Annotated in this window: 20 protein-coding genes, 1 tRNA gene and 3 pseudogenes; 11 read left to right on the top strand and 13 right to left on the bottom strand. The window is 40.2% G+C overall.

Going from position 1 to position 25,124, the window contains the following annotated elements; all coding sequences use genetic code 11:
• Nucleotides 1-4 precede the first annotated feature (4 nt).
• The 6 genes from pbp4b to QI63_RS05290 form a co-directional block, all read right to left on the bottom strand.
• On the bottom strand, nucleotides 5-1,849 hold the full coding sequence (pbp4b, locus tag QI63_RS05315) for a penicillin binding protein PBP4B (protein ID WP_235619796.1): 1,845 nt from the start codon (nucleotides 1,847-1,849) through the stop codon (nucleotides 5-7).
• Between the two features lie 112 nt (nucleotides 1,850-1,961).
• Nucleotides 1,962-3,014, bottom strand: coding sequence for an SPOR domain-containing protein (locus QI63_RS05310; protein WP_235619795.1), 1,053 nt, complete (start codon nucleotides 3,012-3,014; stop codon nucleotides 1,962-1,964).
• A 52-nt stretch (nucleotides 3,015-3,066) separates the two neighbouring features.
• Nucleotides 3,067-3,396: a hypothetical protein gene (locus QI63_RS05305; RefSeq protein ID WP_044014510.1), complete on the bottom strand. Its 330-nt coding sequence runs from the start codon at nucleotides 3,394-3,396 to the stop codon at nucleotides 3,067-3,069.
• Nucleotides 3,397-3,417: 21 nt separating this feature from the next.
• Nucleotides 3,418-4,788 carry a tRNA (N6-isopentenyl adenosine(37)-C2)-methylthiotransferase MiaB gene (miaB, locus tag QI63_RS05300; protein ID WP_044014508.1) on the bottom strand — a complete coding sequence of 457 codons (1,371 nt, stop codon included), beginning with the start codon at nucleotides 4,786-4,788 and terminating at the stop codon, nucleotides 3,418-3,420.
• 91 nt (nucleotides 4,789-4,879) lie between these two features.
• Nucleotides 4,880-6,295 (bottom strand): D-alanyl-D-alanine carboxypeptidase family protein, encoded by a 1,416-nt coding sequence (locus tag QI63_RS05295; protein WP_044014506.1) that lies wholly within the window; start codon nucleotides 6,293-6,295, stop codon nucleotides 4,880-4,882.
• A 43-nt stretch (nucleotides 6,296-6,338) separates the two neighbouring features.
• Nucleotides 6,339-7,241, bottom strand: a complete 903-nt coding sequence (locus QI63_RS05290) for a peptidoglycan DD-metalloendopeptidase family protein (protein ID WP_044014504.1) — start codon at nucleotides 7,239-7,241, stop codon at nucleotides 6,339-6,341.
• A gap of 362 nt (nucleotides 7,242-7,603) precedes the next feature.
• Here QI63_RS05290 and QI63_RS05285 point away from each other — a divergent pair.
• The 4 genes and pseudogenes from QI63_RS05285 to QI63_RS05270 all read left to right on the top strand — a co-directional run.
• Nucleotides 7,604-7,861: pseudogene (locus tag QI63_RS05285) on the top strand (uridine phosphorylase); the annotation flags it as partial.
• A gap of 162 nt (nucleotides 7,862-8,023) precedes the next feature.
• A complete protein-coding gene (locus QI63_RS05280) occupies nucleotides 8,024-10,036 on the top strand; it encodes a type I restriction-modification system subunit M (RefSeq protein ID WP_044014500.1) in 2,013 nt (670 codons plus the stop codon).
• A gap of 170 nt (nucleotides 10,037-10,206) precedes the next feature.
• Nucleotides 10,207-11,538, top strand: a complete 1,332-nt coding sequence (locus tag QI63_RS12405) for a restriction endonuclease subunit S (RefSeq protein ID WP_052185487.1) — start codon at nucleotides 10,207-10,209, stop codon at nucleotides 11,536-11,538.
• Between the two features lie 58 nt (nucleotides 11,539-11,596).
• Nucleotides 11,597-12,271 (top strand): restriction endonuclease subunit S, encoded by a 675-nt coding sequence (locus QI63_RS05270; protein WP_200877770.1) that lies wholly within the window; start codon nucleotides 11,597-11,599, stop codon nucleotides 12,269-12,271.
• An 18-nt stretch (nucleotides 12,272-12,289) separates the two neighbouring features.
• Here the strand turns inward: QI63_RS05270 and QI63_RS05265 are convergent, their stop codons facing one another.
• The 4 genes and pseudogenes from QI63_RS05265 to QI63_RS05250 all read right to left on the bottom strand — a co-directional run bounded on the left by QI63_RS05265 (nucleotide 12,290) and on the right by QI63_RS05250 (nucleotide 15,937).
• Nucleotides 12,290-13,240 (bottom strand): radical SAM mobile pair protein B, encoded by a 951-nt coding sequence (locus QI63_RS05265; protein ID WP_235619793.1) that lies wholly within the window; start codon nucleotides 13,238-13,240, stop codon nucleotides 12,290-12,292.
• Nucleotides 13,241-13,435: 195 nt separating this feature from the next.
• Nucleotides 13,436-13,849 (bottom strand): annotated as a pseudogene (locus QI63_RS05260) (YbhB/YbcL family Raf kinase inhibitor-like protein).
• A 565-nt stretch (nucleotides 13,850-14,414) separates the two neighbouring features.
• Entirely contained in the window at nucleotides 14,415-15,011 is a 597-nt protein-coding gene (gene pgsA, locus QI63_RS05255) for a CDP-diacylglycerol--glycerol-3-phosphate 3-phosphatidyltransferase (protein ID WP_044014497.1), read from the bottom strand.
• A gap of 161 nt (nucleotides 15,012-15,172) precedes the next feature.
• Nucleotides 15,173-15,937 carry a BamJ family beta-barrel-assembly machinery protein gene (locus QI63_RS05250; RefSeq protein WP_044014494.1) on the bottom strand — a complete coding sequence of 255 codons (765 nt, stop codon included), beginning with the start codon at nucleotides 15,935-15,937 and terminating at the stop codon, nucleotides 15,173-15,175.
• Between the two features lie 93 nt (nucleotides 15,938-16,030).
• On the opposite strand from QI63_RS05250, the gene QI63_RS05245 reads away from it, so the two are divergent.
• The 4 genes from QI63_RS05245 (at nucleotide 16,031) to QI63_RS05230 (ending at nucleotide 18,498) form a co-directional block, all read left to right on the top strand.
• Complete coding sequence (locus tag QI63_RS05245) at nucleotides 16,031-16,465, top strand: hypothetical protein (RefSeq protein ID WP_044014492.1); 435 nt, start codon at nucleotides 16,031-16,033, stop codon at nucleotides 16,463-16,465.
• A gap of 289 nt (nucleotides 16,466-16,754) precedes the next feature.
• Complete coding sequence (efp, locus tag QI63_RS05240) at nucleotides 16,755-17,318, top strand: elongation factor P (protein ID WP_044014490.1); 564 nt, start codon at nucleotides 16,755-16,757, stop codon at nucleotides 17,316-17,318.
• Between the two features lie 383 nt (nucleotides 17,319-17,701).
• Entirely contained in the window at nucleotides 17,702-18,274 is a 573-nt protein-coding gene (locus QI63_RS05235) for a hypothetical protein (protein WP_044014487.1), read from the top strand.
• A gap of 152 nt (nucleotides 18,275-18,426) precedes the next feature.
• Nucleotides 18,427-18,498, top strand: a tRNA-Gly gene (locus tag QI63_RS05230).
• Nucleotides 18,499-18,508: 10 nt separating this feature from the next.
• Here the strand turns inward: QI63_RS05230 and QI63_RS05225 are convergent.
• The 3 genes and pseudogenes from QI63_RS05225 to dnaN form a co-directional block, all read right to left on the bottom strand.
• Entirely contained in the window at nucleotides 18,509-19,009 is a 501-nt protein-coding gene (locus QI63_RS05225) for a DciA family protein (protein WP_044014485.1), read from the bottom strand.
• A pseudogene (locus tag QI63_RS05220) lies at nucleotides 18,999-20,074 on the bottom strand (DNA replication/repair protein RecF). The gene QI63_RS05225 and the pseudogene QI63_RS05220 overlap by 11 nt, the downstream one beginning before the upstream one ends.
• Nucleotides 20,075-20,079: 5 nt before the next feature.
• A complete protein-coding gene (gene dnaN, locus QI63_RS05215; RefSeq protein WP_044014482.1) occupies nucleotides 20,080-21,183 on the bottom strand; it encodes a DNA polymerase III subunit beta in 1,104 nt (367 codons plus the stop codon).
• A 345-nt stretch (nucleotides 21,184-21,528) separates the two neighbouring features.
• On the opposite strand from dnaN, the gene QI63_RS05210 reads away from it, so the two are divergent.
• The 3 genes from QI63_RS05210 to QI63_RS05200 are packed head-to-tail and all read left to right on the top strand — an operon-like array spanning nucleotide 21,529 to nucleotide 25,117.
• Complete coding sequence (locus QI63_RS05210) at nucleotides 21,529-22,671, top strand: N-acetylneuraminate synthase family protein (RefSeq protein ID WP_044014480.1); 1,143 nt, start codon at nucleotides 21,529-21,531, stop codon at nucleotides 22,669-22,671.
• Nucleotides 22,671-23,096: a J domain-containing protein gene (locus QI63_RS05205; protein ID WP_044014479.1), complete on the top strand. Its 426-nt coding sequence runs from the start codon at nucleotides 22,671-22,673 to the stop codon at nucleotides 23,094-23,096. Before QI63_RS05210 ends, QI63_RS05205 begins: the two co-directional genes overlap by 1 nt.
• Nucleotides 23,093-25,117: a hypothetical protein gene (locus QI63_RS05200; RefSeq protein ID WP_044014477.1), complete on the top strand. Its 2,025-nt coding sequence runs from the start codon at nucleotides 23,093-23,095 to the stop codon at nucleotides 25,115-25,117. The genes QI63_RS05205 and QI63_RS05200 overlap by 4 nt, the downstream gene beginning before the upstream one ends.
• The last annotated feature ends 7 nt before the right edge of the window (nucleotides 25,118-25,124 follow it).

The following is a 25,124-nucleotide window of genomic DNA, read 5'->3' as shown; positions in this document are numbered from 1 at the left end:
GTTTCTACATCCGGCCGTCAACAATTTTGAGAATCTGCGCAGCCTTCTCGGTTTTGAGAAATGCTCGCAATCCGGCAGACTTTTGAGAACGCTGTTGAACGGTTTTCATAATTGCAGCAAGATCATTAATATAGCCTTGATTATCAAAAGCAGAAATCTGCTGCAGCATTTCATATTTCTTTTCGGCAAGTTCGATGAGCATACTCTCCAGCTGCGCAAGCGTTGGTTGGCGAAACGCCTCATAAATAAGCGCAGTGATTGCCCCATACCGTTTTGCCAAATAATAATCGCCCTCGAATCGGCTGTTACGGGTGTTATGCGCCGGAACGGTATTTTTTGCATTGGTTAATAAAATAATAATAAGATGTTCGGCGGGGTCGATAACCGTCAGTGTTCCCGTCCAGCCGGTATGTCCGAAGGTTCCGGCAGAGGCAAAAGGAGAAAACGCCCAGCTGTATTCCTGCACGCCCTGCCGTCGCCACCCAAGCCCGATACTTGAAACAAGGGATTGCTGCGCCGTAAAATACCCTGCAACGGCCGGATCGAAAAACCGCTTGACGCCATATCCGCCGTTATTCAGCATAACTTGTGCCAATACCGCAATACTTTCCGCATTTGCAAATAATCCTGCATGACCGCTGATCTCTTCCATTGCCGTATATGCTTCAGAGTCATGTACGGTTCCATGAATGAGTTCCGTTGTTTGCACACCATCAATAGCAGCTTGAGTACGCGGTTTTGCACGGATTTCCGTTGCAGCAATCTCGTCAAGAGTGAAACCTTGACGGAGCGGTGTAAAACAAATCCTATCTAACCCAAGTGGATGATAAAAATTGTTGACAACATATTCTGCAAGCCCCATCCCCGTTATCTTTTCGATAATATAGGTGAGCAGCATATAATTGATATCGGAATAGATCATTGCCGTCCGCGGCGAGTACACAAGCGGAGTCTCCATAATCAAGTCAAAGGTATGTTCACGATTGTTTTTTTCTGAAGCATTTTTAAGTTTCTCTATTTTCAGCGAATAGGGTCTTCCGGCAGGAAATCCCGACTGATGGGTTAGAAGATCAAACACCGTAATATCTGTCTTGCCTTTAATTTTGCTTTTCTTAGCATCAGTAAATTGCGGAAAAAAGTGATGAACGGTATCGGTTAATGCAAGCTGCTGTTCTGAAATCAACTTTTGAACGGCAAAATTAACCGCATACATCTTTGTATTGCTTGCAAGGTCAAATAAAGTCTTTTCCGTTACCGGAGTAACCTCATCCAGCAGATTGCCTGCGCTGTCAACCTTGCTGATGGCGCCATAAGCGCTGTTTTTAATCATCATGCCGTCTTTAATAATAACGAGTTGTGCTCCGGGGAATCCCGTTTCCGTTTCCGTGGTCAACAGTTGATCAACTATTTCCAGCGTATCAGATGAATAGGGCACATCTTTTAACTGTACTTTTAAAGCCTCCGGCGAATTTGAAAGCGGCAAAATAACAGGGTAGGGGATCTTTACCTGTAATGAATGCGGCCTTTGAACCGTACCGTTTTCGGTAGGAGTAAGCGCCGCAATATAGAGCATATTCCTACCGTTTTTAATATATGGCGATGCATCAAAACACACGGGTTTATCCGTACAAATGGATTTTGTCGGAACTTTTCTATTATTGATATATAAATCGAAAGAAGTAAGCCCGCGCGCCCAAAAATAAATGTAAGCCTGTCCCTTATATGCGGTAAATGCAAGATAATTATTCGGCAAAATAGAATCATCGTAGTCCTTCATCGGTATCGGAAAAGTCTGCTCAACTTGCATCTGTGCATCAGCAGAAAATACTGCTTCAATCATTCTTGCCATATCGACAGGTAATAAACTATTGGTTTTACGGGCAGAAGTAGAAGCGCATCCTAAAAGGTTGAAGAGAATCCAAAAAATGATAACAGCTGTACTAAATAGTCCAAAAGAAACTCTATGGGAAAATCGGAAAGGCTTCATATCCGGCATCCTTTAATCGGAGCCCCATATCTCCGGCAGCGTTCTCTTTAACAAGTACGGCAAAATAAACGGTACCGCTGGGACGCGTTTCTTCTTTTATAATGGGGGTAAAATGTTTTTTTTGCAAATCGGCGGCAAGCGCTTCTGCATATTTTTTTGTCTTATAAAATCCAAGCTGATAATAGGAAGGCTTAAGCGGCGTTTCGGAAACTGCTGCTGTTTTAGAAAATTGTGCAGAAGCGGCCTCGGTTTTTGATGCAGCGCTCGATTGAACTGAAGCTTTTGTCGCTTCCGATGAGGCGCTTGTTTTAGAGGGTGTGCTTGTTTTAGCAGCTGAACCGCCGGCTATCGCTTGTTGAGCAAGTCCGCTTCTCGGCATTAAATACCAAAAAGTTGACGGCTGCACTGTAACGGTTCCATTGACGGCCGCCGCTTCCATACAGGAAGGGTATTCCTTGAGCAGCCGCTGCTTTGCGTCCTCATCATCATTGATCCACCAGAGAGTAAACAGCAATGCAGAATGATATTCCGAAAAAGATTTTTTCTTGGTATAGGCAGTAATAAGCGGTACAGCCCGATCAGCACGATCTTCAGCGAGCAGCCTCCACGTGTCGTACACGGCGGCTCTCCGGTAATAGGGATCTTCGTCACTCACCGGTAGCGCGGCAGCAATTTCACTTAACAGGCTGCGGGCAGAATCCAGGCTGCCGCCGCAGAGCAACGCACGAACCGCATCCAATAAAAGCGCAGTCTTTTTATCGGAAGTATCGAACCCCGCCGCCTGCCGATAACACTCCGCTGCATTGGAATAATTCCCGTTATGCTCTTCATAGTCTGCCAACAGCGTCAGCGCTTGAACTTTTGCCTGTGCATTCGGGAGTGTTGCCAAATTCTTTTCAAAGAACTGTCGAACCGCTGCCTCCGTCTTTTGTGCAAAGGCTTTTTGCGCCAAAGCATGTACGCTGGACTGTAAGGCCGGTTCTGAAGGTTCTGCAAAGGCTCCGGTACCGGCATTTATAATCAGCATCACGCCGGCGACAATAAAAGAAAAATATATTTTTCTGAATTCGGAACAGCCGCTACGCATCCTGCTTTGCCGCTCCGCTCTCTTCGGAATTCTTCTTTTTCCCGAACCAACGGCGTTTTTCAGGCTTTAACTCAACTTTTGCAACATCGTGATATACGGCCGCTTGCTTTTCAGCCTTCTTCATCTTATGACGGCTGCTGATAAGAAAGGGCAAAACCGCAATATTCCCAAGCAAAAATGCAAACAGCATACTTAAAAAAATCGGCACATCTTTGAATACGTGAAAAATTACAGAAATATCACAACGATTCGGTAGATTAAAGCCCATGAACAGCGCAAGCATCAGCATTACAATAATAAAATACAATAACTTTCCCGGCATTATATCCTCCCCTGGAAATCCTTACACGACAGGGACAGCCCTAAACGTTTTCCCTTTTATGGATTGTAATTGAACTTTCATAAAATGTCCAATATGTTTCGGGTCGCATTTTTCCGCAAGCACAGCCATCTCACCCTGTTCGGTATGTCCGAATAATTCATCCGGATTATTTCTTGACTGCGATTCAACCAACATCATAACGGTTGAACCAACCCGTTGCTGCATTTTAAAATCGGTAATACGCTGCTGCAAGTCAATAACCTGCTGCAGCCGGTTAATCCGCTCGGTATCGGGAATCCGGTCGGGGAAATCGTATGCTTTTGTCCCTTCACGCGGATTATAATGATACATAAAAGCCGAATCAAACTGTACCGTCCTCATCAAGTCGAGTGTTTTTTCAAACTCTGCTTGTGTTTCTCCCGGAAAACCGATTAAAATATCGGTTGTCAGTGCAATGTTCGGTATCCGCTTACGGAGCTTTTCAACAATGTTGAGGTATTGCTCAACAGTATACCGCCGATTCATCCGCGCAAGAATTTCATTGGAGCCGTTTTGTACCGGCAAATGGAGCGATTTACATACCCGTGAATCCTCCGCCATTACATCAATTAGCTCATCAGACAAATCCTTAGGATGGTTTGAAATAAAGCGTACCCATTTAATAACATCCTGCTCTGCACACGCGGCTGAAACGGCACGAAGCAAAGACGGAAAACTCACGGCTGCTCCCGTAACAGGGTCAACTCCATGGTACGAATTGACATTCTGCCCCAACAACGTGATTTCCCGCACATTTTTCCCGCTTAAAAATCGAATCTCATCCAAAATACTTTCAACCGGACGAGAAATTTCCCTTCCGCGGATATAGGGCACAATGCAGTACGTACAAAAATTATTACAGCCGTTCATAATCGGCACAAAGCTTTGAAAAGCGCCTTCGGTATACGAACATTTGGAAAAATGATAGCGCTGTTCATTACTGGACTGCGGGTTAAGCGCCATAAGCTCAGCGACACCTTCCTCCGTGCCTTCCCAAAGCGTTTCCCTTTCAACCGCATCAAAGATTGCCGTAAATTGATCCCGTTCAAACATCCCGACGACATAATCAAGCAGCGGGAATTTTTCCTTTATCTGATCATGTAACCGCTGTGCCATACAGCCCATCAAGACAATAGTAAAATTCCGCTTCTTTTTCATCGCGGAAAAAAGACCAAGCCGCCCGAATACACGGGTTTCAGCGGTTATTCGCACCGAACAGGTATTCACAATCAGCAAATTGCAGTGCTGTATATCTTCGGCAGCCTCCCAGCCGCGTTCCCGCAAGAGCTGTTCCAATGCCGCAGACTCGGCAAAGTTCATTTGACATCCATACGTTTCAATAAAGTATTTCAAAATGTGTATTCCTAAAATTATCTATAAAATAAATAAGGCAGCTCTAAACACTGAGTTTTTTAGCGATGCCTAATATAAAAAGTTTTCCACCTTACCGACGATTTAAAACACGATGCAATTTTAACGCAAGATTATCATATTTCCAGCGCAGGGTACTACCCTTTTCAAGTGTTTTGTTTGCAATAAGCGGAAATTCGGCAAGTACCAGCGGTTTTCCCTCATCTTCCGTAAAGAATTGCACCTTTCCGATTTTTTCTCCTGCTGCAATGGGTGCGGCGAGCGCACCGGGCACGAGTATACGCGAATGAATTTCAGCGGTATTCGGTACGGTTTCGCCTGACTTCGCATCGGAAAGCGGAACGGTAAAAGCTCCGTTATTTCCACTCGGATCGTTCACCAGCGGCAGCAAAGCCGTTCGGTGAGCCGGCTCTTTTGCCCCAACAACGGGAATAGCCGGAATATCTAACGGAAAGTTCTGTGCATATCTTGTGGAAAAATGAGAAAAAGCCCATTCCATCAGTATTGAACCGTTCTCTTCCCGGAGAGCTTTTCCTTCCTCCATACTTTTACCGGCGCCGCCTAAAATAACCGCAATAAACCGGACACCGTTCCGCTGTGCGGTAAGCGCAATATTAAAACCGGACTCATAAATAAACCCCGTCTTAATGCCGTCGCAGCCGTCCAGTTTACCCAACAGCGTATTTGTCGCCGGCTGACGGATAATTGCTTGCGGTTTCAGCATATTATGCGGTTGCGGATAGCTGAGCTCCCGCAGCGAATGAAACTGTGCAAGGTGGTCGGGATATTTCCGCACATACACCGCACAAAAGCGGGCAAAATCGCGAGCCGTTGTGCGGTTATATTCGCTCAAGCCGTTTGCATCCTCGAAGTGCGTATTTTGTAAACCGAGCGCCGCGACAGCCTCATTCATCTGCCGAACAAAGGTCTCCACAGAACCTGCGGTATGCATTGCAAGTGCCACCGCCGCGTCATTACCGGAAACAACCGCCATACCCCTCATCAGCTCCTCAACGGTTACTCGTTGATTTTTTCCCAAAAACATTAGGGACGAGCCTGATGGAATATTTACCGCCCACGATTCTGCAGGCGGTGTAAGAGTGTCGGTCAAGCTGATTTCTCTCCGCTCAACAGCCTGCATCACCGTGTACATCGCAACAAGCTTTGTTAATGAGGCCGGCGGAATACTTTGATCGGGATTTTTTTCGAATAAAAGAGCTCCGCTTGCCGCATCCATCACAACAGCGGAACGGGCGCTTATTGCGGCCGGCTGCGGGATACCTTGCGTACAAGATGCAGCCTGTAATAGAGCAGGGGTATGAACAGAGTCGAAAACAACGCCCTGCCGTACTTGTCCCTCCAGCTGTATAGTCAGTAATTGCGTGCCTCGAATATACAGTGCAATACCCGAAGCAGCGATCCAACCGGCCGCTACGGCAACGGCTATGAGAATATAAAAACCGATTTTATGGGATTTTGTATTAGTCATGTGTCAATAATTATTGAAGTTGCAATCTTTCAATAGCGTGAGGCTAATTTAACAGGCCGGCAGGGTTAAGCGTCGCTCCGTTTCGATAAACGGTAAAATGAAGGTGCGGGCCCGTACTCATTCCGGTGTTTCCAACCGTCCCAATCTTTGAAGAAACAGAGACAAAACTACCTTTGGAAGTGAGAATCGTATTAAGATGTCCGTACAATGTTTGATATCCCGAATGATGACGAATCATTACATAATTTCCATATACGGTGCTGTATCCGGTCGCAATAACGTGTCCGTTCAATGCCGCATAAACGGCAGTCCCCTTAGGAGCAGCCATATCCATACCGTTATGGAAGCTCCGCTGACCGTTTAGGAACGGATTATCACGCCAGCCGTAACGGGAAGTGATATAGTAACTGCTATGCAACGGCCTTCGGAAAAGGTCGCCGTTAATTTCCTGCAAGGTAGCCCAATCAAGCTTTGCATCAGGCAAAAAGATAACCGAGGCTGCTTCTATTGTATTATCAGTCAGAGTATTGACTGTCGCGAGTTTTTCCAAGGAGATTTTGTATTTATCGGCAATAGATTCGGGCGTATCGCCTTTTTTTACCGTGTAAGAAATACCGTCTATCGACGGAATCTTTAATATCTGATCAATTTGTAATGCCCGCGTGTTTTTCAGTTTATTAAGGCTGATAATTGCATCCTGACTCACCCCATATTCAGCAGCAATGGTGCCGACCATATCGCCTTGTTTTACCGAATACGCCCGATAATACAGCGACTGAGGGGTGGAAGGTGAGTCTTGCTCTTCCGGCAGTTCAGCAGGGAGAGAAGTTCCGCCTCCTACACCATGGTCAAAAACATCATTTTTGCCGCTATCGGATAACCATAAAACGAAAAATACGGAAGCGAAACATATAATACCAAAAATAAAAATACGCGTTACTTTCATTGTAATAATCACTTAGGCCTATTAGTATAATTATACCACGTATTGGGAAAAAATCAAGCGAGCTTTTGCTTTTGTACAAAATCACGCTGGAGCGAAAGCATCTGATTGTGGAGCATACGTATCGAGAAACTTTTAGATTCAGCATTGCAAACGCCGTTTTAATCGGAGATATTGATTGTATTTGATACATCGTTATTTATGCAGTTGTTGCCTCGACAATAACAACCGGATTAATCACCATCGGAATTTCATCGATTGTTGCCGTACATTGTAGAGGATTGGGTTATTGTTTAGAATAAGAAGTAAGTACAGGATGAAGCTATTTTGAATCAAAATTCTATAAGAGAGGTGCGGATATGAATATGGAAGCAACAGACAAACACCGGCAGCATCATATACAAATATGTCCCGATGAGGTAGGACGATATGTCATTATGCCGGGAGACCCCAAACGGTGTAAGAAAATTGCTGCATATTTTGAAGATGCACAACTGATTGCAGACAACCGTGAATATATTACCTACACTGGTATGTTAGGCGGAGTAAAGGTGAGTGTTACTTCGACAGGGATCGGTGGTCCATCTGCATCGATTGCAATAGAAGAACTGGTACGATGCGGCCTGTGAGCATTAACCCTGCACGAATAAAGAAATATTGATGGTGTTCAGTAATTGTGATACATTGATGGACATCTGAAAAAACTCAGGTATAGATTTGCTTTGCATCCTTCGAAATAGAAGATGCCCTAAAGTTTATAACATTAAATCAAAAAGGTGATAAATATGTTAAAAAAGGATAAGAAAAGTAATACGAGCGGCATAATTTCAAAAATCGTAGCGGATTCCAATTATAAAATTGAGCAGTTTAATCAAACAGAGATAGATAGTGTAGAAAACTTAATCACTACTAAAACGGATAAAAAAGGAAATGATGTCTATTATGTAAAATGCCAGATAAGAGATAAAGATATTAAGCTTACTGATGAGGAACTTGTCCGTCAGCTTTATATCAATAAACTTATCAATAAATACAACTATCCAAAAGAAAAAATGGAACTCGAATACAGTGTTTCTTTTGGGAGGGAGAAGAAAAGAGCGGATATCGTTATCTTTGATAAACTTGCAACAACAAGCCCTTACATTATTGTTGAACTTAAAAAGCCAAAGCTGAAGGACGGAAAGGAACAGTTAAAGAGCTACTGCAATGCGACAGGAGCTCCTATTGGCGTATGGACAAACGGCGGACAGATTTCTTTTTATCACAGGAAAGATCCTAATTTTTTTGAAGATTTACCGAATATCCCGACCTTTAATGAGAAACTGTCAGATATTTTAAGTGAGCGTTGGACGATAGATGACCTTATCTCAAAAGATAAGTTGCTTACAGAAAAGAAGAGCCTAAAAGACCTTATTTTGGAAATGGAAGACGAGGTGCTTGCTAACGCAGGTGTCGATGTATTTGAAGAAGTTTTCAAACTGATTTTTACAAAGCTTTATGATGAAATGGAAAGCGGAAGAAATCAGGTACGCCATCTTGAATTTAGAAATTACGGAGATACGGAAACGGAACTGAAAGACAAGATACAAAAGCTGTTTGACAAGGCAAAGAATAAGTGGGACGGTGTATTTTCACAAGACGCTAAAATTTTACTTAGTCCCTCTCATTTGTCTGTGTGTGTATCTTCTCTTCAAGATGTAAAGCTTTTTAATTCCAATCTCGATGTTGTCGACGACGCTTTTGAATATTTGATGAGCAAATCTTCTAAGGGAGAAAAAGGGCAATACTTTACTCCAAGATATGTAATAGATATGTGCGTTAAAATGCTCAATCCAAAGGCAGATGAAACGATGATAGACCCGGCAAGCGGGTCTTGCGGATTTCCTGTTCACACAATATTTTATGTATGGAAACAAATATTAAAAGAAAAAGGAATAGAGCAAAGTCATCTTTTCACCAGTCAGAAAAAGCCGGCTGAATGTACCGATTATGTTAATGATAAAGTATTTGCGATTGACTTTGATGAAAAAGCTGTGCGGGTAGCAAGAACGCTAAACTTAATTGCAGGGGACGGACAGACAAATGTACTGCATTTAAACACCTTGGATTATGAACGCTGGGAAGATACAACAAAAACCGAAGATTGGACAGATACTTATAACGAGGGATGGAAGAAGCTTAAAAAACTAAGAAAAACTAAGAATAGCGACTATTCTTTTGAGTTTGATATTCTTATGGCTAATCCGCCTTTTGCAGGAGATATTAAAGAGTCAAGAATAATTGCTAAATATGAACTCGGTAAAAATGCAAATGGAAAATATCAATCAAAAGTCGGCAGAGATATTCTTTTTATAGAAAGAAACCTTAATTTCTTAAAACCGGGTGGAAGAATGGCAATTGTGCTTCCGCAGGGAAGGTTTAACAATTCATCTGATAAATACATTAGAGATTTTATAACGGAGCGTTGCAGAATACTTGCTGTTGTCGGCTTACACGGAAATGTTTTTAAACCTCATACGGGAACGAAAACCTCGGTTCTTTTCGTTCAGAAATGGGACGATAAACTTTGCCCTAAAAAGGAGGATTACCCTATCTTTTTTGCCACAATGCAAGAGCCGAGCAAGGATAACTCAGGCGATAAAATCTTTGTCAAAGATAAAGACGGATTACCAATCCTTGATACGCACGGACACTTAATCGTCAAGCACGATTTATATAACCACGATGGAATGACTGAAGACGGCATAGCCGAAGCCTTTACAGAATTTGCAAAAAAAGAGCATTTAAGTTTTTTCTGACAAGCCCGTTTGATAGTGCAAAGTATACAAAGCTATTAAACGGGCTAGAGATAAGTGAGATAAAACTATCAAATCTTACACAGGATAATGAAAAATACAGATTAGATAGTGAGTTTTTTGCTAAAAAATTCCTGAACTCATATCTGAAAATAAAGAAAACTAACCATACTGTGCTTGAGAAAGAATTAAAAGTACTGACAGATTTTCATTCTAACGGAAGTTATGAAACCATCGCACAAAATTTCAAATTATTAGATGAAAAAGATTATGCTTATATGGTTAGAACAACTGATTTAGAAACCAATAGTTTTTCAGACAATGTGAAATATATTTCTAAATCTTCATATGAATTTTTATCAAAAAGCAAAGTGCATGGAGGAGAGGTTCTAATCAACAAAATTGGTTCTCCGGGAAGAACATATTTAATGCCAAAACTTGATATGCCTGTATCTTTGGGAATGAATTTATTTCTGCTTAGGTTGAAAGGTGATGTCATAGATGAAAATACACTATATCTATTTTTGAATTCTACAGTAGGGAAAAATATCATTCAGAGAAAAGTAAATGGGACTGTGCCTTTGACGATTGATAAGAAAGCTATACGGTCTTTATATGTTCCTGTGTTTTCGCATGAATTTAGAAAAAGACTAAATTATTTAATGAGCGACTTAAATAATGCTTCAAAAGAGGCAAATACAAAATACACCCAAGCCGAAAATCTTCTCATTTCCGAACTGGGACTTAAAAATTTCAATCCGTCGAATGAAAAAGTATCTATCAAAACTTTGAAAGAAAGCTTTTTAAGAACAGGAAGAATTGACAGCGAGTATTACCAGCCTAAATATGAGATATTTGACGAAAAAATAAACAACATAGGCGTTGAAAAATTAGAAAATATTTGTAGCTTAATTAACTATGGAACTGTTCCGACAAGTCCATATGTCAAAAATAACAAAAGCATTCCCTACATTAAAGGAATGAATTTAAAAAATTGTTTTATTGTAGGAGACTTCGATGAAATAGAAAATACAGAAGACTTGCAGGATAAGTTTTTTACAAAAGAAAACGATATTATCATTTCTCAGATGGGAACTGTTGGTGATATTGGAGTGGTGACAAAAGAACAAGAAAATTATTTATTCGCTTCATTTACAATTAGAGCAAGGTTAAATGATGAAAGATTTAATCCATATTTTGTAGGAGCATATATTCAAAATGTAGCAAAGGATTTTTACTTGTACAGAAATATTGCCCAAGCAAGTGTTAGACAAAATACAGATTTACCAACTATAAAAAATATGCCAATTCCACTTGTGAAAAAAGAAGTTCAAGATGAAATCGCAAGCTATATCAAGCAGAGTATGGAGTACTCAAAAAAAGCAAAAGAATTACTTGAAATTTCTACAAAAAGTGTTGAAATAGCTATTGACAAAAATGAACAGGCAGCACATAATTTTCTAGCCAGCAGCCAGCAGCCAGCAGCCACTAATTGCCTACTATGAAGAGCAAGCAAGCTATTATATTAATCTTGCAATCTTCAAACTTTATGAAGAAATCGGCTTGTTTGATAATCTGAAATCTGCAAATTATACTGTTAAAAATCTTAAAGATACATTCGCCGTGAGCGGAAGATTGGATAGCGAATACTATCAAGAAAAATATGACAGGCTATTTGAAAAACTGTCGGACAACAACTGTGATAAATTATCTAATCTTGTTACGATCAAAAAGTCGATTGAGCCAGGAAGCGAAAGCTATCAGACAAAAGGAACACCATTTATAAGAGTACAGGATTTAACTAAATTCGGTTTGACAGATACGAGTATTTACCTGTCAGAGAATGAATTCAAAGATTGTATTAGACCGAAGAAAGACACGATACTTTTATCTAAAGATGGAACTGTCGGCATAGCCTACAAGATGAATAAAAGCGAAGATATTATTACATCATCTGCCATACTACACATGGATATTAAAGATAAGAGAGTGCTACCTGATTATCTGGCATTGGTGCTAAATTCCGTAGCGGTAAAAATGCAAGCAGAAAAGGACGCAGGCGGTTCAATTATTAACCATTGGAAAAAGAGCGAAATAGAAAATGTGATAATTCCGATTATCGCAAAAGAAAAGCAGGAGCAAATAAGCAAGCTGCTAATTGAAAGCGAGACTTTACGGAATGAAAGCAAGTCTATTTTAGAAAAGGCTGTTAAGTCGGTAGAAGCGGCAATTGGATAAAGAAGCGTATTCTGCTATTCAAACAGTAGAGCCGATTGTAAGGTGTTTTCTCCACGCCGATTTTTTAATTTGCTCATGATAGAAATAATTGACAACAACAGGCGGTGCATCAAAGGGACGGTTCATACTGTCATCATTTGTTACATAGTCAAGTCCGATGTCCGCAGTAAAGGCTTGCAGTTTCACATCAAGCTGTTTCCAATAACTGCGGTCTCCGTCAACGTATATGCTTTGATAGAGCGGCAACAAATCAGGGTAGTTCGTTTCTATGTAGTCCAGGATCACCGGTTTATAGCTGCCGCGTAAATTGAGATTTTCAAGCCAGATTAAATGACACTGATTTTGTACCCGGTTGATAATCGCTTCAACATCGGTAATACCGGGGAATATCGGAGAGATAAAACACGTGGTACGTACCCCCGCTCGGTAAAAAGTTTCCATTGCGGTAAGTCGCCGGTCAATTGAAACGGCTTTATCCATATCTTGTTGAAAGCGGTTATCAAGTGTGTTAATTGACCATGAAACGCGGGCATTAGGGAAGCTCCGAATGATATCCAGATCGCGCAGCACTAAATCGCTTTTTGTTGCAATACTGACTTTTGCCGCGCATCCATTCAACTGTAAAAGCAAAGAGCGGGTGCGCTCATAGAGTGCCTCTTCCGGATTATACGGATCGGTAACGGAACCGAAGAATAATTCTTTCCCTGCATATTTTTCAGGATGCTTGATCTCCGGCCAATCTTTAATATCCAAGAACGTTCCCCACGGTTCGGTATGTCCGGTAAAGCGCTTCATAAAAGAAGCATAACAATATTTGCACGCATAGGTACATCCGGTGTATGGATTAACAGAATAATCCGCTACGGGTAAATTTGATTTCGTTATAGCGCTGCGCACTGCAATGTGTTTGATAACAGGGGCAGTGTTCATCTCATCAAATTCCATCTTTGCATTTTGCATATCGCCCATCGGTTACTCCGTTACTTGTCCATAGCCACTAGACTGCCTTACGCTTTATCTACACTTACCAGCTTCCGTACTCCGTCTTTAACACTAAGAGCTTGTGCATTATTGATAGCGCATAGTTCGATATTTGCGAATGACTGCATAATGTCTGCGGTAACTTTTTTGAATGGTGCGGTAAGATAGTGCGGCCTGCTTTGGTCAGGGGTTATTCTTAGCACCGAACATACCCGTAAGTGAAGCAGCTTCGATTGCGTGCCCTTTAATCGCGGCCTTAAGCTCTTTTACGCTGCTGCCCGCCGGAAGACTCAGATTCATATCGAGCGCATACAGATAAAAAATATAGCGGTGCGTCCCGAACGGCGGTTGAGGTCCGTTGTAGCCGCTCGTACCCCAGCTTGTTTCGCCTTCGACGGCATCCGATGGCACATTACCTTATCCGATCGACGTTGTTTGCGGCGGAATGTTCCACAGCGTCCAATGATAAAATCCGCCGGGAAGCGGCGCATCCGGATCGTGCACGATAATCGCAAGGCTCTTTGTACCCTCCGGTACACCGTCGATTTCGAGCGGAGGAATGTGATTCGCTCCAAGTTTTGCAAATTCTTGAGGCATTTTTTCGCCGTCGGCAAAAGCCGTGCTTGTCAACTTCATAGAACCTCCTTCGGTAAGCGGTTTGATTTCGTCTTTACTTGAGCAGCTTCCGCAGGAAATAACAATCAGCGCCGCCATAAATGGCAGCATTTTCGTATAGATATGTTTCATACCGATATTTTATGACAAAGGCATTTTAAGTCAATAAGTCCGATGGCTGCTTCGGGTACACGCATCAGGCTGTTTTTAATAGTCTTACACATTGATCAGTGTTAGGCAAAAACTGAGTTCCGCAAAGAAGAGCACGCCGTACAGGAAGGCAGCGCAGCGTGGGAAACGTCCCCTGTGCAGTTTAATACGGGACAGTATGATAAAGCTCGAGGGCTCATAAGCCGGCTTCGTGCGTAACCTTGTAGGGTGAATGCGTTTCTATCCAGCTTTTTATTCCGTTCCGCAACAGCGCGTGGTCATCGCAAAGAATGATATTGTGAATCATGCAGACATTCTACCAAAAAAGAATGGTGAGTTATAGGGAGTTTAGTTCCGAAAAAGTTAGGAAAGTATCCCGCCAACGCTCTTATATTCTTTATTTATCCTTCCGTAAGGCACGGATACTCTTCCTATATGATACAAGGTAATCGATAAACGAGCCAACCGATAATAAGGCAGCAATCCAGTAAATACCTTTGTTAATAATAATCATCATATCGGTAACGGTTTTTTCTGCAAGCGAAAATGCAATTAGCAGTTCAATAAGCAGCGTAAAACCTTCGGCAAGAATATAGCATACCGTTTTAGTCTTACCTCCCTTTTTCGCACCGATGGTAATACCGTTGCCCCGTGCAAGCATCCGTAAAAATAAAATATTTAACTCACGATATAAAATAATGATAAACACAGGCAGCGGCACATAACCTGACAACATAAACGCAAGCAACACAGTCAGATTGGCAAACACATCTGCAAAAGGATCGAACAACTTACCGAAATTGCTTACTTGTTTCAATTTACGGGCATAATATCCGTCTAAAAAATCGGTAAACTCCATATAAATAAACAGCGGTATAAGAATAAGCATTACCGTTTGTTCCGATATTCCTACATAACGCGGAAGATAATAAATACAAATAAAAAGAGGCGCAGCAACCATTCTTGTTGCGGTAAAAAAATTTGCAATATTCATAATTTGACTATCCAATATCGACACGGCTTTATCACATTATTTACTTGTTATACCGAGCCTTTCTGTTATTGATTATCGGCAGTAATTCACAAAAAAAAAAGCCGTCTGATATCAAGAGGCACCTGTTGATATCAGACGGCTTTTTCTGTCAGTTTTTATGCTTACTCTGCCGGTTTTCCTGCTTCCGGCGGGAGGATTTCCAATAATTCAACTTCAAAAACTAATGTTGAATTCGGAGGGATAACCTGTGAAACACCGCGTTCTCCATAAGCACTCTTAGAGGGGATATAAAGCTTATATTTTGAACCGACTTTCATCAGCTGTAAGCCTTCCGTCCAACCGGGAATAACTGCATTTAACGGAAATTCAACGGGGTTCCCGCGGTCATAGGAACTGTCAAAAACCGTACCATCAAGCAAGGTTCCTTTGTAATGTACTTTTACCGTATCGGTAATAAGCGGCGCAGCACCGGTTCCTTCAGTTACGACCTCGTATTGTAAACCGCTTTCGGTTGTCTTTACACCATCTTTTTTTCCATTTTTTTCCAAAAATTCGGTTTCTTTCGCCAAATTTTCTGCAGCCTCTTTTTTATAAGAAGCTTCGCTTGCCCGTTGCAATACCTTCTGCGCAGCAGCAATATCTACTTCTTTATTCTTTTCGACATCCTTTAAACCTTTTACCAATTCACCGTAATCAACATCCAGTTTAAAGTCCTTAAGCGATGTACCCATCATAACGCCGAACGCATAGCCGACTTCTTTTTTCGTCGGAGGAGGAAGCTCTTTTTCTTCCTCTGTTTTTGTTTCTGCAGCATTAGCGCCTTCCGCCGGAGTAGTAGTTTCGGTTGCTGATTGCTTCTTACAGCTTATTGTAAAAGAAAACACAAGAAGTGCTGCGGCAATAATCGATAAAATCTTTTTGTTCATTTTTCACATCCATAAAAATAATAAAATTAAGTTTTATGACGATACTAACAATGACTAAAAAAGTCAATCTTTTATAGTAGAAATGGAGAAAAAATGCAGTTTATCATTATTTGCATTATATATGCTCTAGTGCTTACAGTTCTCGGCTCAATTACCGTCAAAAACTTTTTAAATATGAAGGCAAAAGACGACCCGCTACACCGACAATACTTTTTTACTGCGCTTATTTTTTTAATCATCCTTATCATATCTTTTATTGCAATTCTTCTAAAGCTGAAAAGAGATATATTTATCGGTGACGGATCAGGCTCGGATATCTTTATAGGATATTCAGATAAAACCGGCTATGGTCTTATAGGCTTTATCATCTTAATGATCCTTGGAATAGCAGCAATCATCTTATTTGATCGGTTCTTCCTCAAACGAAGATCAAAAACCGAGCAAGAATACCGCAGACGCCGAAAATTAGCCATTGCTGTTGCTATAATTCTGATCGGAATAATCGCAGTGCTAAAATTGATTTGGTAATGTTTACGGGTTTATTGTATAAAATTAGGACATATAGCTATCTAAAAAGAAAAAAAGAAAGAAAATTTACCCAACTTGTATAAGTTAAAAAAACTGATATTATTTTTTATTCGGTATATTCAAAAAGATTATTTGTGAAATAAGCCTGTTTATTAAATAAATTGTTATGCAATAATGATTTATAAAATTCACAGATGGTTCAGAAAAGAAAATCCTTTTAAATTATCACTTTTTGAACTTTCCTTCACGCAGTTTTTGAAATACTAATTTATTTTATATGAGGTGAAATATGATTAGAGGCGGCGATATTGCAAAAGGCACAGTATTATTACACAAAGGTAGTCCGTATTTGGTAGTCGAACGGGAATTTGTAAATCCCGGAAAGGGAGCTGCATTTGCTCGTGTTAAAATGAAGAATTTAAAAGACGGATCCGTTTTAACTCAAACCATTAAAACAGCTGATACGGTAGAAGATGCAACAGTAGACACTCACAAAGGACAGTATCAGTATGAAGATGGGGAAAACTATCTTTTTATGGATACGGAAAGTTATGATCAGATTTCAGTTCCGTCAGATATTATCAACGATAAAAAATACTATCTGCGGGAAGGTGATGAATACGAAATCCTTATTTGGGAAGGTAACCCTATCGATGTAAAAATTCCTGCAAAAATGGTGTTTGAAGTTGCAGAAAGCGAAAACTATGTAAAAGGCGATACCGTTTCAGGAGCAACAAAGCCCATCACTACTGAAACAGGCCTTGTAGTTCGTGTTCCTCTCTTTATCAAACAGGGTGAAAAGATACTGGTTAACACCGAATCGAATGAATACCAAGAACGTATCAATTCATAGTTATCCTCAAGAACTCTAAGTTTAACTGAAATCTTAACAAAAAGCCCTTCAAACGATTGAAGGGCTTTTTTATTCATGTGGAAAATTTAATTTCCCGTCACTATACAATATACACTCTGTATCAAAGTTTATTTGTTTTTATAAGTTTCACAAACAGTTTTCTTTAATGTTTCACGTGAAACATTTGATAAAAGATTGTAATAAAATATCTATTCATTAATTATTTTATTTTTTAGCACGCTTTTCGTCAATTTAACTATAATAGTAACAATATAAGTCATTATTGTTAAAAAGTTTATCTTGCTAATTTTTGAATCTCTTTTTTTACTTGACATTTCGATAAAGAGAAGATAATCTAAAAAAAATATATATCAGGAGGATATATGAAAAAGCTACTTTTTATTAGTATGTTTGCACTTTTAGCGAGCTCATTCACCTTCGCTGCGGCAAAGGGTACCGGCGGCGGTAATGGTAACGGAGGAAAGGATAAAATAGGCGGATATATCGGTTCTCCGTTCGGTTTATCTTATTCACATGAATTTAATGATTTGGTTGAATTCGATTTAGTTGCCGGTTATAGCGGTCTTTTTAGCTGGAATCATATTGATATTCAACTTGGAGCTCTTTTTACGGTATGGGATCCGGTATTATCAGGTCTTGGCAATCAACACTGTCCATTATCATTAGGTCCGGTTATTGGAGGTAGTTTTGACTTCTACACCGTACCATATTATGGGGGAACCTACAAAGGTGGCTCAATATACGTTTTATTACCGGTTAGATGGGAATTAAATTTTGGAAATATCCCTGATTTTAATATATTCCTTGATTGGGCTCCGGTCGGTGTTTCCATTAATTTCCATCCGGATTATTATGATGGTAGGATACACACTTCTGTATGGTATGCTACTCGCTTCGGTATTGGTTTAAGATACCGTATTCCAGGTAAAAAGTAAAAAACTTAAATTACCATGGGGATGTTCCCAAAGTTGGTTACTTTCGGGACATCCCCATTAAATTTTTTACTTCTTTTACCATTTCTTCATTAAAATTATTAAATTGATATCTTGACGTACTATACTAATAAGTGATACTCTTTAAAAGTTCTGCGGATGTCGTATAACGGCTATTACCCGAGCTTCCCAAGCTCGTGACGGGGGTCCGACTCCCCTCATCCGCTGTTATTTATTCTAACCTCTTTCTCTAATAGACATCCTCAATCTTTCAAAGGCTTTTTGTACTTCTTGCGGTAATTCTGTTTTTACAACATCATCAGTTTCTATCGACGTTTCCTGCTGTATTGATAGTCTGTCAGCTTTTTCAGTCACCTGTTGCTTATCGGGAACCGCTCTACCGCTATTTTCAGTATTTCGAAACTGATGAGAAGTCTCATAATGCGATGAAACAATAACGGAAATATTCTTAACTCCCAGTTGAGGATATCTTTTTTGAAAGTTTCGCAAAATATATTTCTTGTTTAATAAAATCTGCTGACTCCAACCGGGGTGATCAACTTCAATAACCGCCGTTTGATGTTTTATATCGATTAGTTTTGAATGGGCAGCTTGCTTCTCTCCGACAATAGAAGCCCATGACGAATATACTTCCAATACTTTTGATTGTTCAAAAAGCCCTACCTTATCAAGATAGTTCAGAATCAATTCTGAAAGCTTTTTTACGTCATTCTGCACGGAAGCTGCCCTCCGAGACAATATATACACGGCTTTTTTCGCGTATGTAGTTTTGATACGGCTCACCCGGAAGGAATGTACAGATAAGCTGGTCATAACGAGGTAAATGCTCGGTAAAATTTTTTCGTTTTTCAGGATCAAGTTCCAAAAGAACATCATCCATCAGCAATACGGGTAATCGGTTCGTCTTTTCCGTATAAAAAAATGCCTGAGCAGCTCTCAAGACAAGCGAAAGTAAGCGTTGCTGCCCCATCGAAGCGGTTTGTACAAAAGGCTTTTTATTGCGGATAAAGCGTATCTTATCGCGATGAGGCCCCGACATACTGGTATTCATTGTAAAATCAAGCTGGCGTTTTTCTATTAATGATATTAACACTTCATCAAAATTCGTTGATTTCCATGAAGGGCTGTAATCGATCATCACGGAATCTATCCCACCGATATTTTCATATAACGAAGAGAATATATTATTGAACGATTCAATAAGTGCACGACGCTTTTCTATAATTTGTATGCCTATAGGAATGAGCTGCGCGTCAATAACATCCAGTATTTCGCTCTTTTTTTCTTTTAATACGAGATTGCGTGATTTTAGTAATTTTGTAAAGTTACGTAGAATATCGATATATGACGGATCATAGAGAGAAAGAGATTGATCGATAAAAAAACGACGGCGTTCCGGCGCTCCTGTCGCAAAATCCAAATCATCATGGCAAAAAAGAATGCAAGGAATAGTGGAGATAAAATCTTTTCTGTCGTGTATTTTCTTTAAGTTTTTTTCTATGATTTTTTTTTATCTTTTGAAATAATTGATATTCTATGACTCCGCTCTTCATTTTCTTTAAATAAGACACGGATACTATATTCATTCGTATTTTTTTTATATATTTCCGCTTCGTTTCTGGTTCTAAAGGAATTTCCATAAGCGGCAAGGTATAACGCTTCCAGTAGGTTTGTTTTACCTTGCCCATTTTGACCGACTAAAAAAACTTCAGGAGCGGAGAGGTCAATTGCCTTATCCTCAAGGTTCCTGAAGTTGTAAGGAGAGATCGACAAAAACGGCACAAATACTACTCCATTTGCATCGGCATAATAATATGGAAGAAATGAGTATCTGTTTCCGGCCGTAATGTGATAGCCCGCATCGGATCGGTAAATTCTATGCGGATATTTTCCGAACCAAGTACCTTGAGCGGTTCTTCAAGATACATATAGTTTAAGGCGATGGTTATTTCTTCACCCTCGTATTTACAAGGAATTTCTTCGTTTGCTGTTCCAAGTTCATTTTCATTTGACGTGATGGAGAGCGTACCGGCAGAAATTTTTAAGAATATCCGTTTGGATTTTTGTTCTACAAGTAAGGCAACTCTTTTTAAAGCCTGTAAGAAATCATCACATTGAGCTTCAAAGTGATGTTCTTGAGATTCGGGAATAACTCGTTCATAGTTCGGGAATTGACCGTCTATTAAAACCGAAGAAAAGTTATAAGCATTGAAGCGGAAGAATATGTTTTTTTCGCTTATTCCGATAGAAATCATACCTTCTTCCGAAGATCGACGTTGCACAATAGAAAGAATTTTAGGAGGAATGATACTCCCTTTAAAATCAGGTAAAGCAATCCCAAAATCATGTTGAATAAATGCTAATCTTCTGCCATCGGTAGCTGCAAAAATCAGATTGTTTTCTTTCTTTTCCATGTAGACGCCGTTCATAAAGTAACGTGTTTCATCATCGGAAACAGCGAAAATCGTTTGAGTTATCATTTCTTTAAATTCTTTTGCAGGAACTTCAAAGAATTGAGTATTTGAAGAATCGGTAAAAGGAGGAAAGTCGTTATCTGATATGGTTTTAAGAGAGAATTTTGCTTTTTTGCTGATAGAACGGATAATGAGTTTTTGATCTTTTTGTTCCGCTTCTATTTCGCCGGAAGGCATTGAAGCGATAATACTGGTGAATTTATCGCAGAATACGGTTGTTGCACCTTCTTCGGCAACATCGACGGGGATTTTTGTTTCAAAGGCTACTTTTATATCGGTTGCACGGATTGTCAAGCTGCCTTCTTTTGCTATGAGCAGGGCATTTGATAGTATGGATATTGCTGTTTTGTTTGAAATGATTTCTTGAGCAATAGCCATTTCTTTTAGTAAAACTTCTTTAGTAAATGTAAATTTCATGATTTCTCCTAAAAAGAGGTTATCTTTATTATAATATAAATTTAGTAATAGTAATAGTAGGCACTGTGAATTTCTTGATATTTAGGTTAAAGCATTGTTTAGCCGTTAGTTAGCGTTTGAATAATGATGTTTGAATTGTTCACAATTTGTATCATTATGCACAGCTGAAAAAGATATACACAGTAGAATGAGTCTTATAAACAAGTTTTACATCGATTATGCAGAGGTTATGAACAGTGGAGAAAATAAGGAATTGACGATTGAAATAGCTTGACTGAAAAGCTCTGCTACTGAAAATTTTTTGAGATATACAGGATTGGCGGTTTTTACTATACTAAGCTCAGTATGATAAAAGCGTTTACGGTAGGAAAAAACATATTTTCATCGCAAGAGCATGTGTTGATTATTGCGGAGATTGGGACGGGGCATAACGGCAGCTTGCAGAAGGCGAAAGAATTGGTAGCGGCTGCTAAAGAAAGCGGAGCAGATGCGGTTAAATTTCAGATTGTATATGCGGATGAAATTTTGCATCCCGATACCGGTTTTGTGAATTTACCGACCGGAAGGATTCCCCTCTATGAACGCTTTAGAGGGCTGGAGTGCAGTATTGATTTTTACGGTGAATTGGCACAGTACACACATAAGCTTGGAATGCTTTTTTCAGCTTCGGCATTCGGGCTTCGTTCCGCCGATGAATTGCGGCAGCTTAATCCGGCTTTTATAAAAATTGCGTCGCCGGAACTCAATCATTTTCCGCTGCTTGAACGCGTTGCTTCATTCGGACTGCCGGTTATTCTTTCGACCGGTGTTTCTCGGCTTGGCGATATTGAACGTGCCATAAGCTGTTTGGAAAGCAACGGCTTGCCTGCCAATATGCGGGCGTTGCTCCATTGCGTAACGGCGTATCCTGCGCCGGAAACGGATTATAATACGGCTGTGCTGCAATCCTTATCGATGTTGTTCAATAGTCCTGTCGGTATCAGCGATCATTCTCTTGATCCTGCTGCAGTTCCGATAGCGGGGTTATTGAGCGGTGCCTGTATTCTTGAAAAGCATATTTGTCTTTCCCGCAGCGATGTCGGTCTTGATGATCCTGTTGCGTTGGAACCCGTACAGTTTTTGCAAATGTCAAAAATAGTAAGGGAATTAACCGGTAAGTCCGATGAAGATATTTTTAACGCAGCGCAGGCTCACGGCTATTCCAAGGATTTTTTGCGGCGTATTATCGGCGACGGTGAAAAAAAACTTGCTGCTGCGGAAAAAGAGAATTACGGCAAAACGAATCGTTCGCTGCATTATATAAAAGATTTACAGAAAGGTGCCGTCCTGAAAAACAGGGATATTGCCGTTTTACGAACTGAAAAGAATTTAACCGCCGGAGAGTCTCCTGAGTATTTGCGTTATTTTATCGGGTCGATTTTGCAGAAAGATGTTACCGGAGGTTCCGGCGCCGTGTTTGATGATATTATAGAGAGGAAAATGCGATAATGTCGGATTATTACGAAACCCTCGGCAGTTTGCTGCGTGATCGGCTCGGCACGGATGAAGATCCCTTTGAACAAGCGGTAGAAGGCCGGCAGGGTAGATACCGAAGCGCCGGAAATAAAATCGAGCGGCGTGTTCCTAAAAAAAGAACATACAAAGAACCTGAACAAAAGGTTGAACCGATACGTGTTCCCGTTCCCGATGCTTTAACGGAAGATTTTGCCGTTTTGCAAGTGCTTCCGGGTGTTCCGCTTGATTATTGCAAAAAAGCATGGAAACACTTATTGAAAAAATACCATCCCGATGTCATTGCCGAGGAATCTGCACGGCAACAAGCTGCGTCCATTGTCCGAAGAATAAATCGTTCCTATAAGCGTATCGAAATATGGTTTTCAACCGGTAAGGTACAGGATTATGACAGTTTATGAGCTGCGTGTATAACTATTTATTTCAGAAAGTATTGTTACCGGCAGTACGTTTGTGTTGGATATTCTTTTTTCTTCTTTTACCGGTTCAAGGACTGATTGCAGAAAATATTTTTTATGAATTCGGGCCTAAAACGGATAAGGTTATTGTCTTTACCGCATCGGCAGGTAGTGATAATCAAGCTACTGCTATAACCCTGCAACTGCAAAAATATGCACAAAAATTATCCGCTGAAGCGCCGGATACTCATATCATTGTTACTATTACGAAAAATGATATTTCAGAATTACCGGTTGACATTCCCGTAAAGCGGTACGAGGGGACTAAGGCGTTAATTCAGACTTTGATCACATATCCGAATGCCGCTGTATGTCTTGTTGCCCCCGATAAATCCGATGGCGCGCGGATTGTTACGGGAACATCGAAAGGTACAACTCCTGCATGGTTCCTAAAGACGGTATACGCCTCTTTGAAACAAAAAAATATTCCTATTGACTTTTATACTAATGCGGTTGTGTTTCACCGTCTCGGTTGGCTGCCTGATGACCCTGCTTTACGGCTCTATAATGAGGCGAATATTCCAGCGATAAAAATAGAAACCGGTGCGGATTTATCGGATTTTTTCTCTTCGGTTGCGCCTGCAATTATTCAGAGTATGAGTAATGAATGGGATACTCATTATTTTGTTTTTAAGCTGCATAAAAAGCTTGTTGTCATTAATGAGCAGCATATAGTTATAACGCTTATCGTATCGTCAATTATATTCTTGCTATGGTTGGTATTTTTTAGTTTTTTATTCGGGAAAAAACGGGATCAACATGTAAAAGATTTATTTAAATTGTGGTGGATGCCGCTCTATTTTTTCTTGATCAATTGGCTTAGTTTTTTCTTAGGTTCCAAGATAACGGAAGCACTTTTTTACCTGCGTTTTTCGTCTATAAGTGAGCTGAATTCATTCCCGTTGACAGCGCTATTGATTAAATATGTGTTTGCATTGTTTTTTATGTTTACCGTTACCGCATTTAATAAATTTATTCCACTTCCGGCAAATCGTTTTATTTACGGATTTATTGCGCACGCGGTTTGTTTATTAAATATTTTTATTTTTTCATTTTTTAACCTTTCGTTTTCAATCATCTTTATGGCCATTTATTTTGTATCGTTAGCTGCCTATCATTTTAAAAATATTGTACTGCAAATTATATTTATCGTATGTCTTTTTTTACCGCTTATGCCGTTTGTAACGCATATTATTCTTTATCGCGAATATATGTTTCATATCATATTTTTTATCAACCTTGCATCAGCATGTATTTTTGTTCCGTTTGATCTGTTTTTAATCAGGCTTGGTCTCAGTATTGATAAGAAAAGAAAAATTACTAAACCGTTTTTTAGGATACCGATTCAATGTAAGGTTATGGGCGGGCTGTTTCTTGTGTTAGTGCTTTGGGTATTTATTATGCCGGCAACAAGGAATACCGTTCATAATCGCTGGATGTTGATTCAACATCTTAACGGTGATGAAAGCAGTGTTGTAAAAAAATATATCGATTCTCCGGCGGAAGAAAGCATAACGGATTATACCCGTGGCAATACACAGGGTACAGCGGAAACTGCGGATAGTTTTTTAACTGTTCGTACCTCATTTGAAAATTACTTTGAGCGCAGCATCGGGGCTATTACCATTGATTCGCCGTTAAAAATTGAAGCATTTGCCGTAACCTTGAGCGCAGTGAATGATATTGCAATTTTTGAATCCGATGTTCGATTTGAACAAAATGCTTCCGGCGATACGGCAACGTTTGTATCTTCTCCTCGCCCGAATTTTCCGGTTGTTATTCATTTTTCAGGTAAAAAAGATGCTGCCCTTACACTTTCGGTTGTGGTGTGGTCAAATGATAATCCGTTTGAAATAAAGGTGCCCGTAGATAATTCCAAAGATGCTGCCGGTAAAACGGAAGCGATACCGTTCCTCTTAAAGATAGAGAAAACGCTGCATATTACGGCAGAAGGGAAGAGGTAGCGGCAGT

This window comes from Treponema sp. OMZ 838 (assembly GCF_000775995.1).
Lineage (GTDB): Bacteria > Spirochaetota > Spirochaetia > Treponematales > Treponemataceae > Treponema.
Note: the sequence above shows the minus strand (reverse complement) of the source record. Positions and strands in the feature narration are given on the sequence as shown.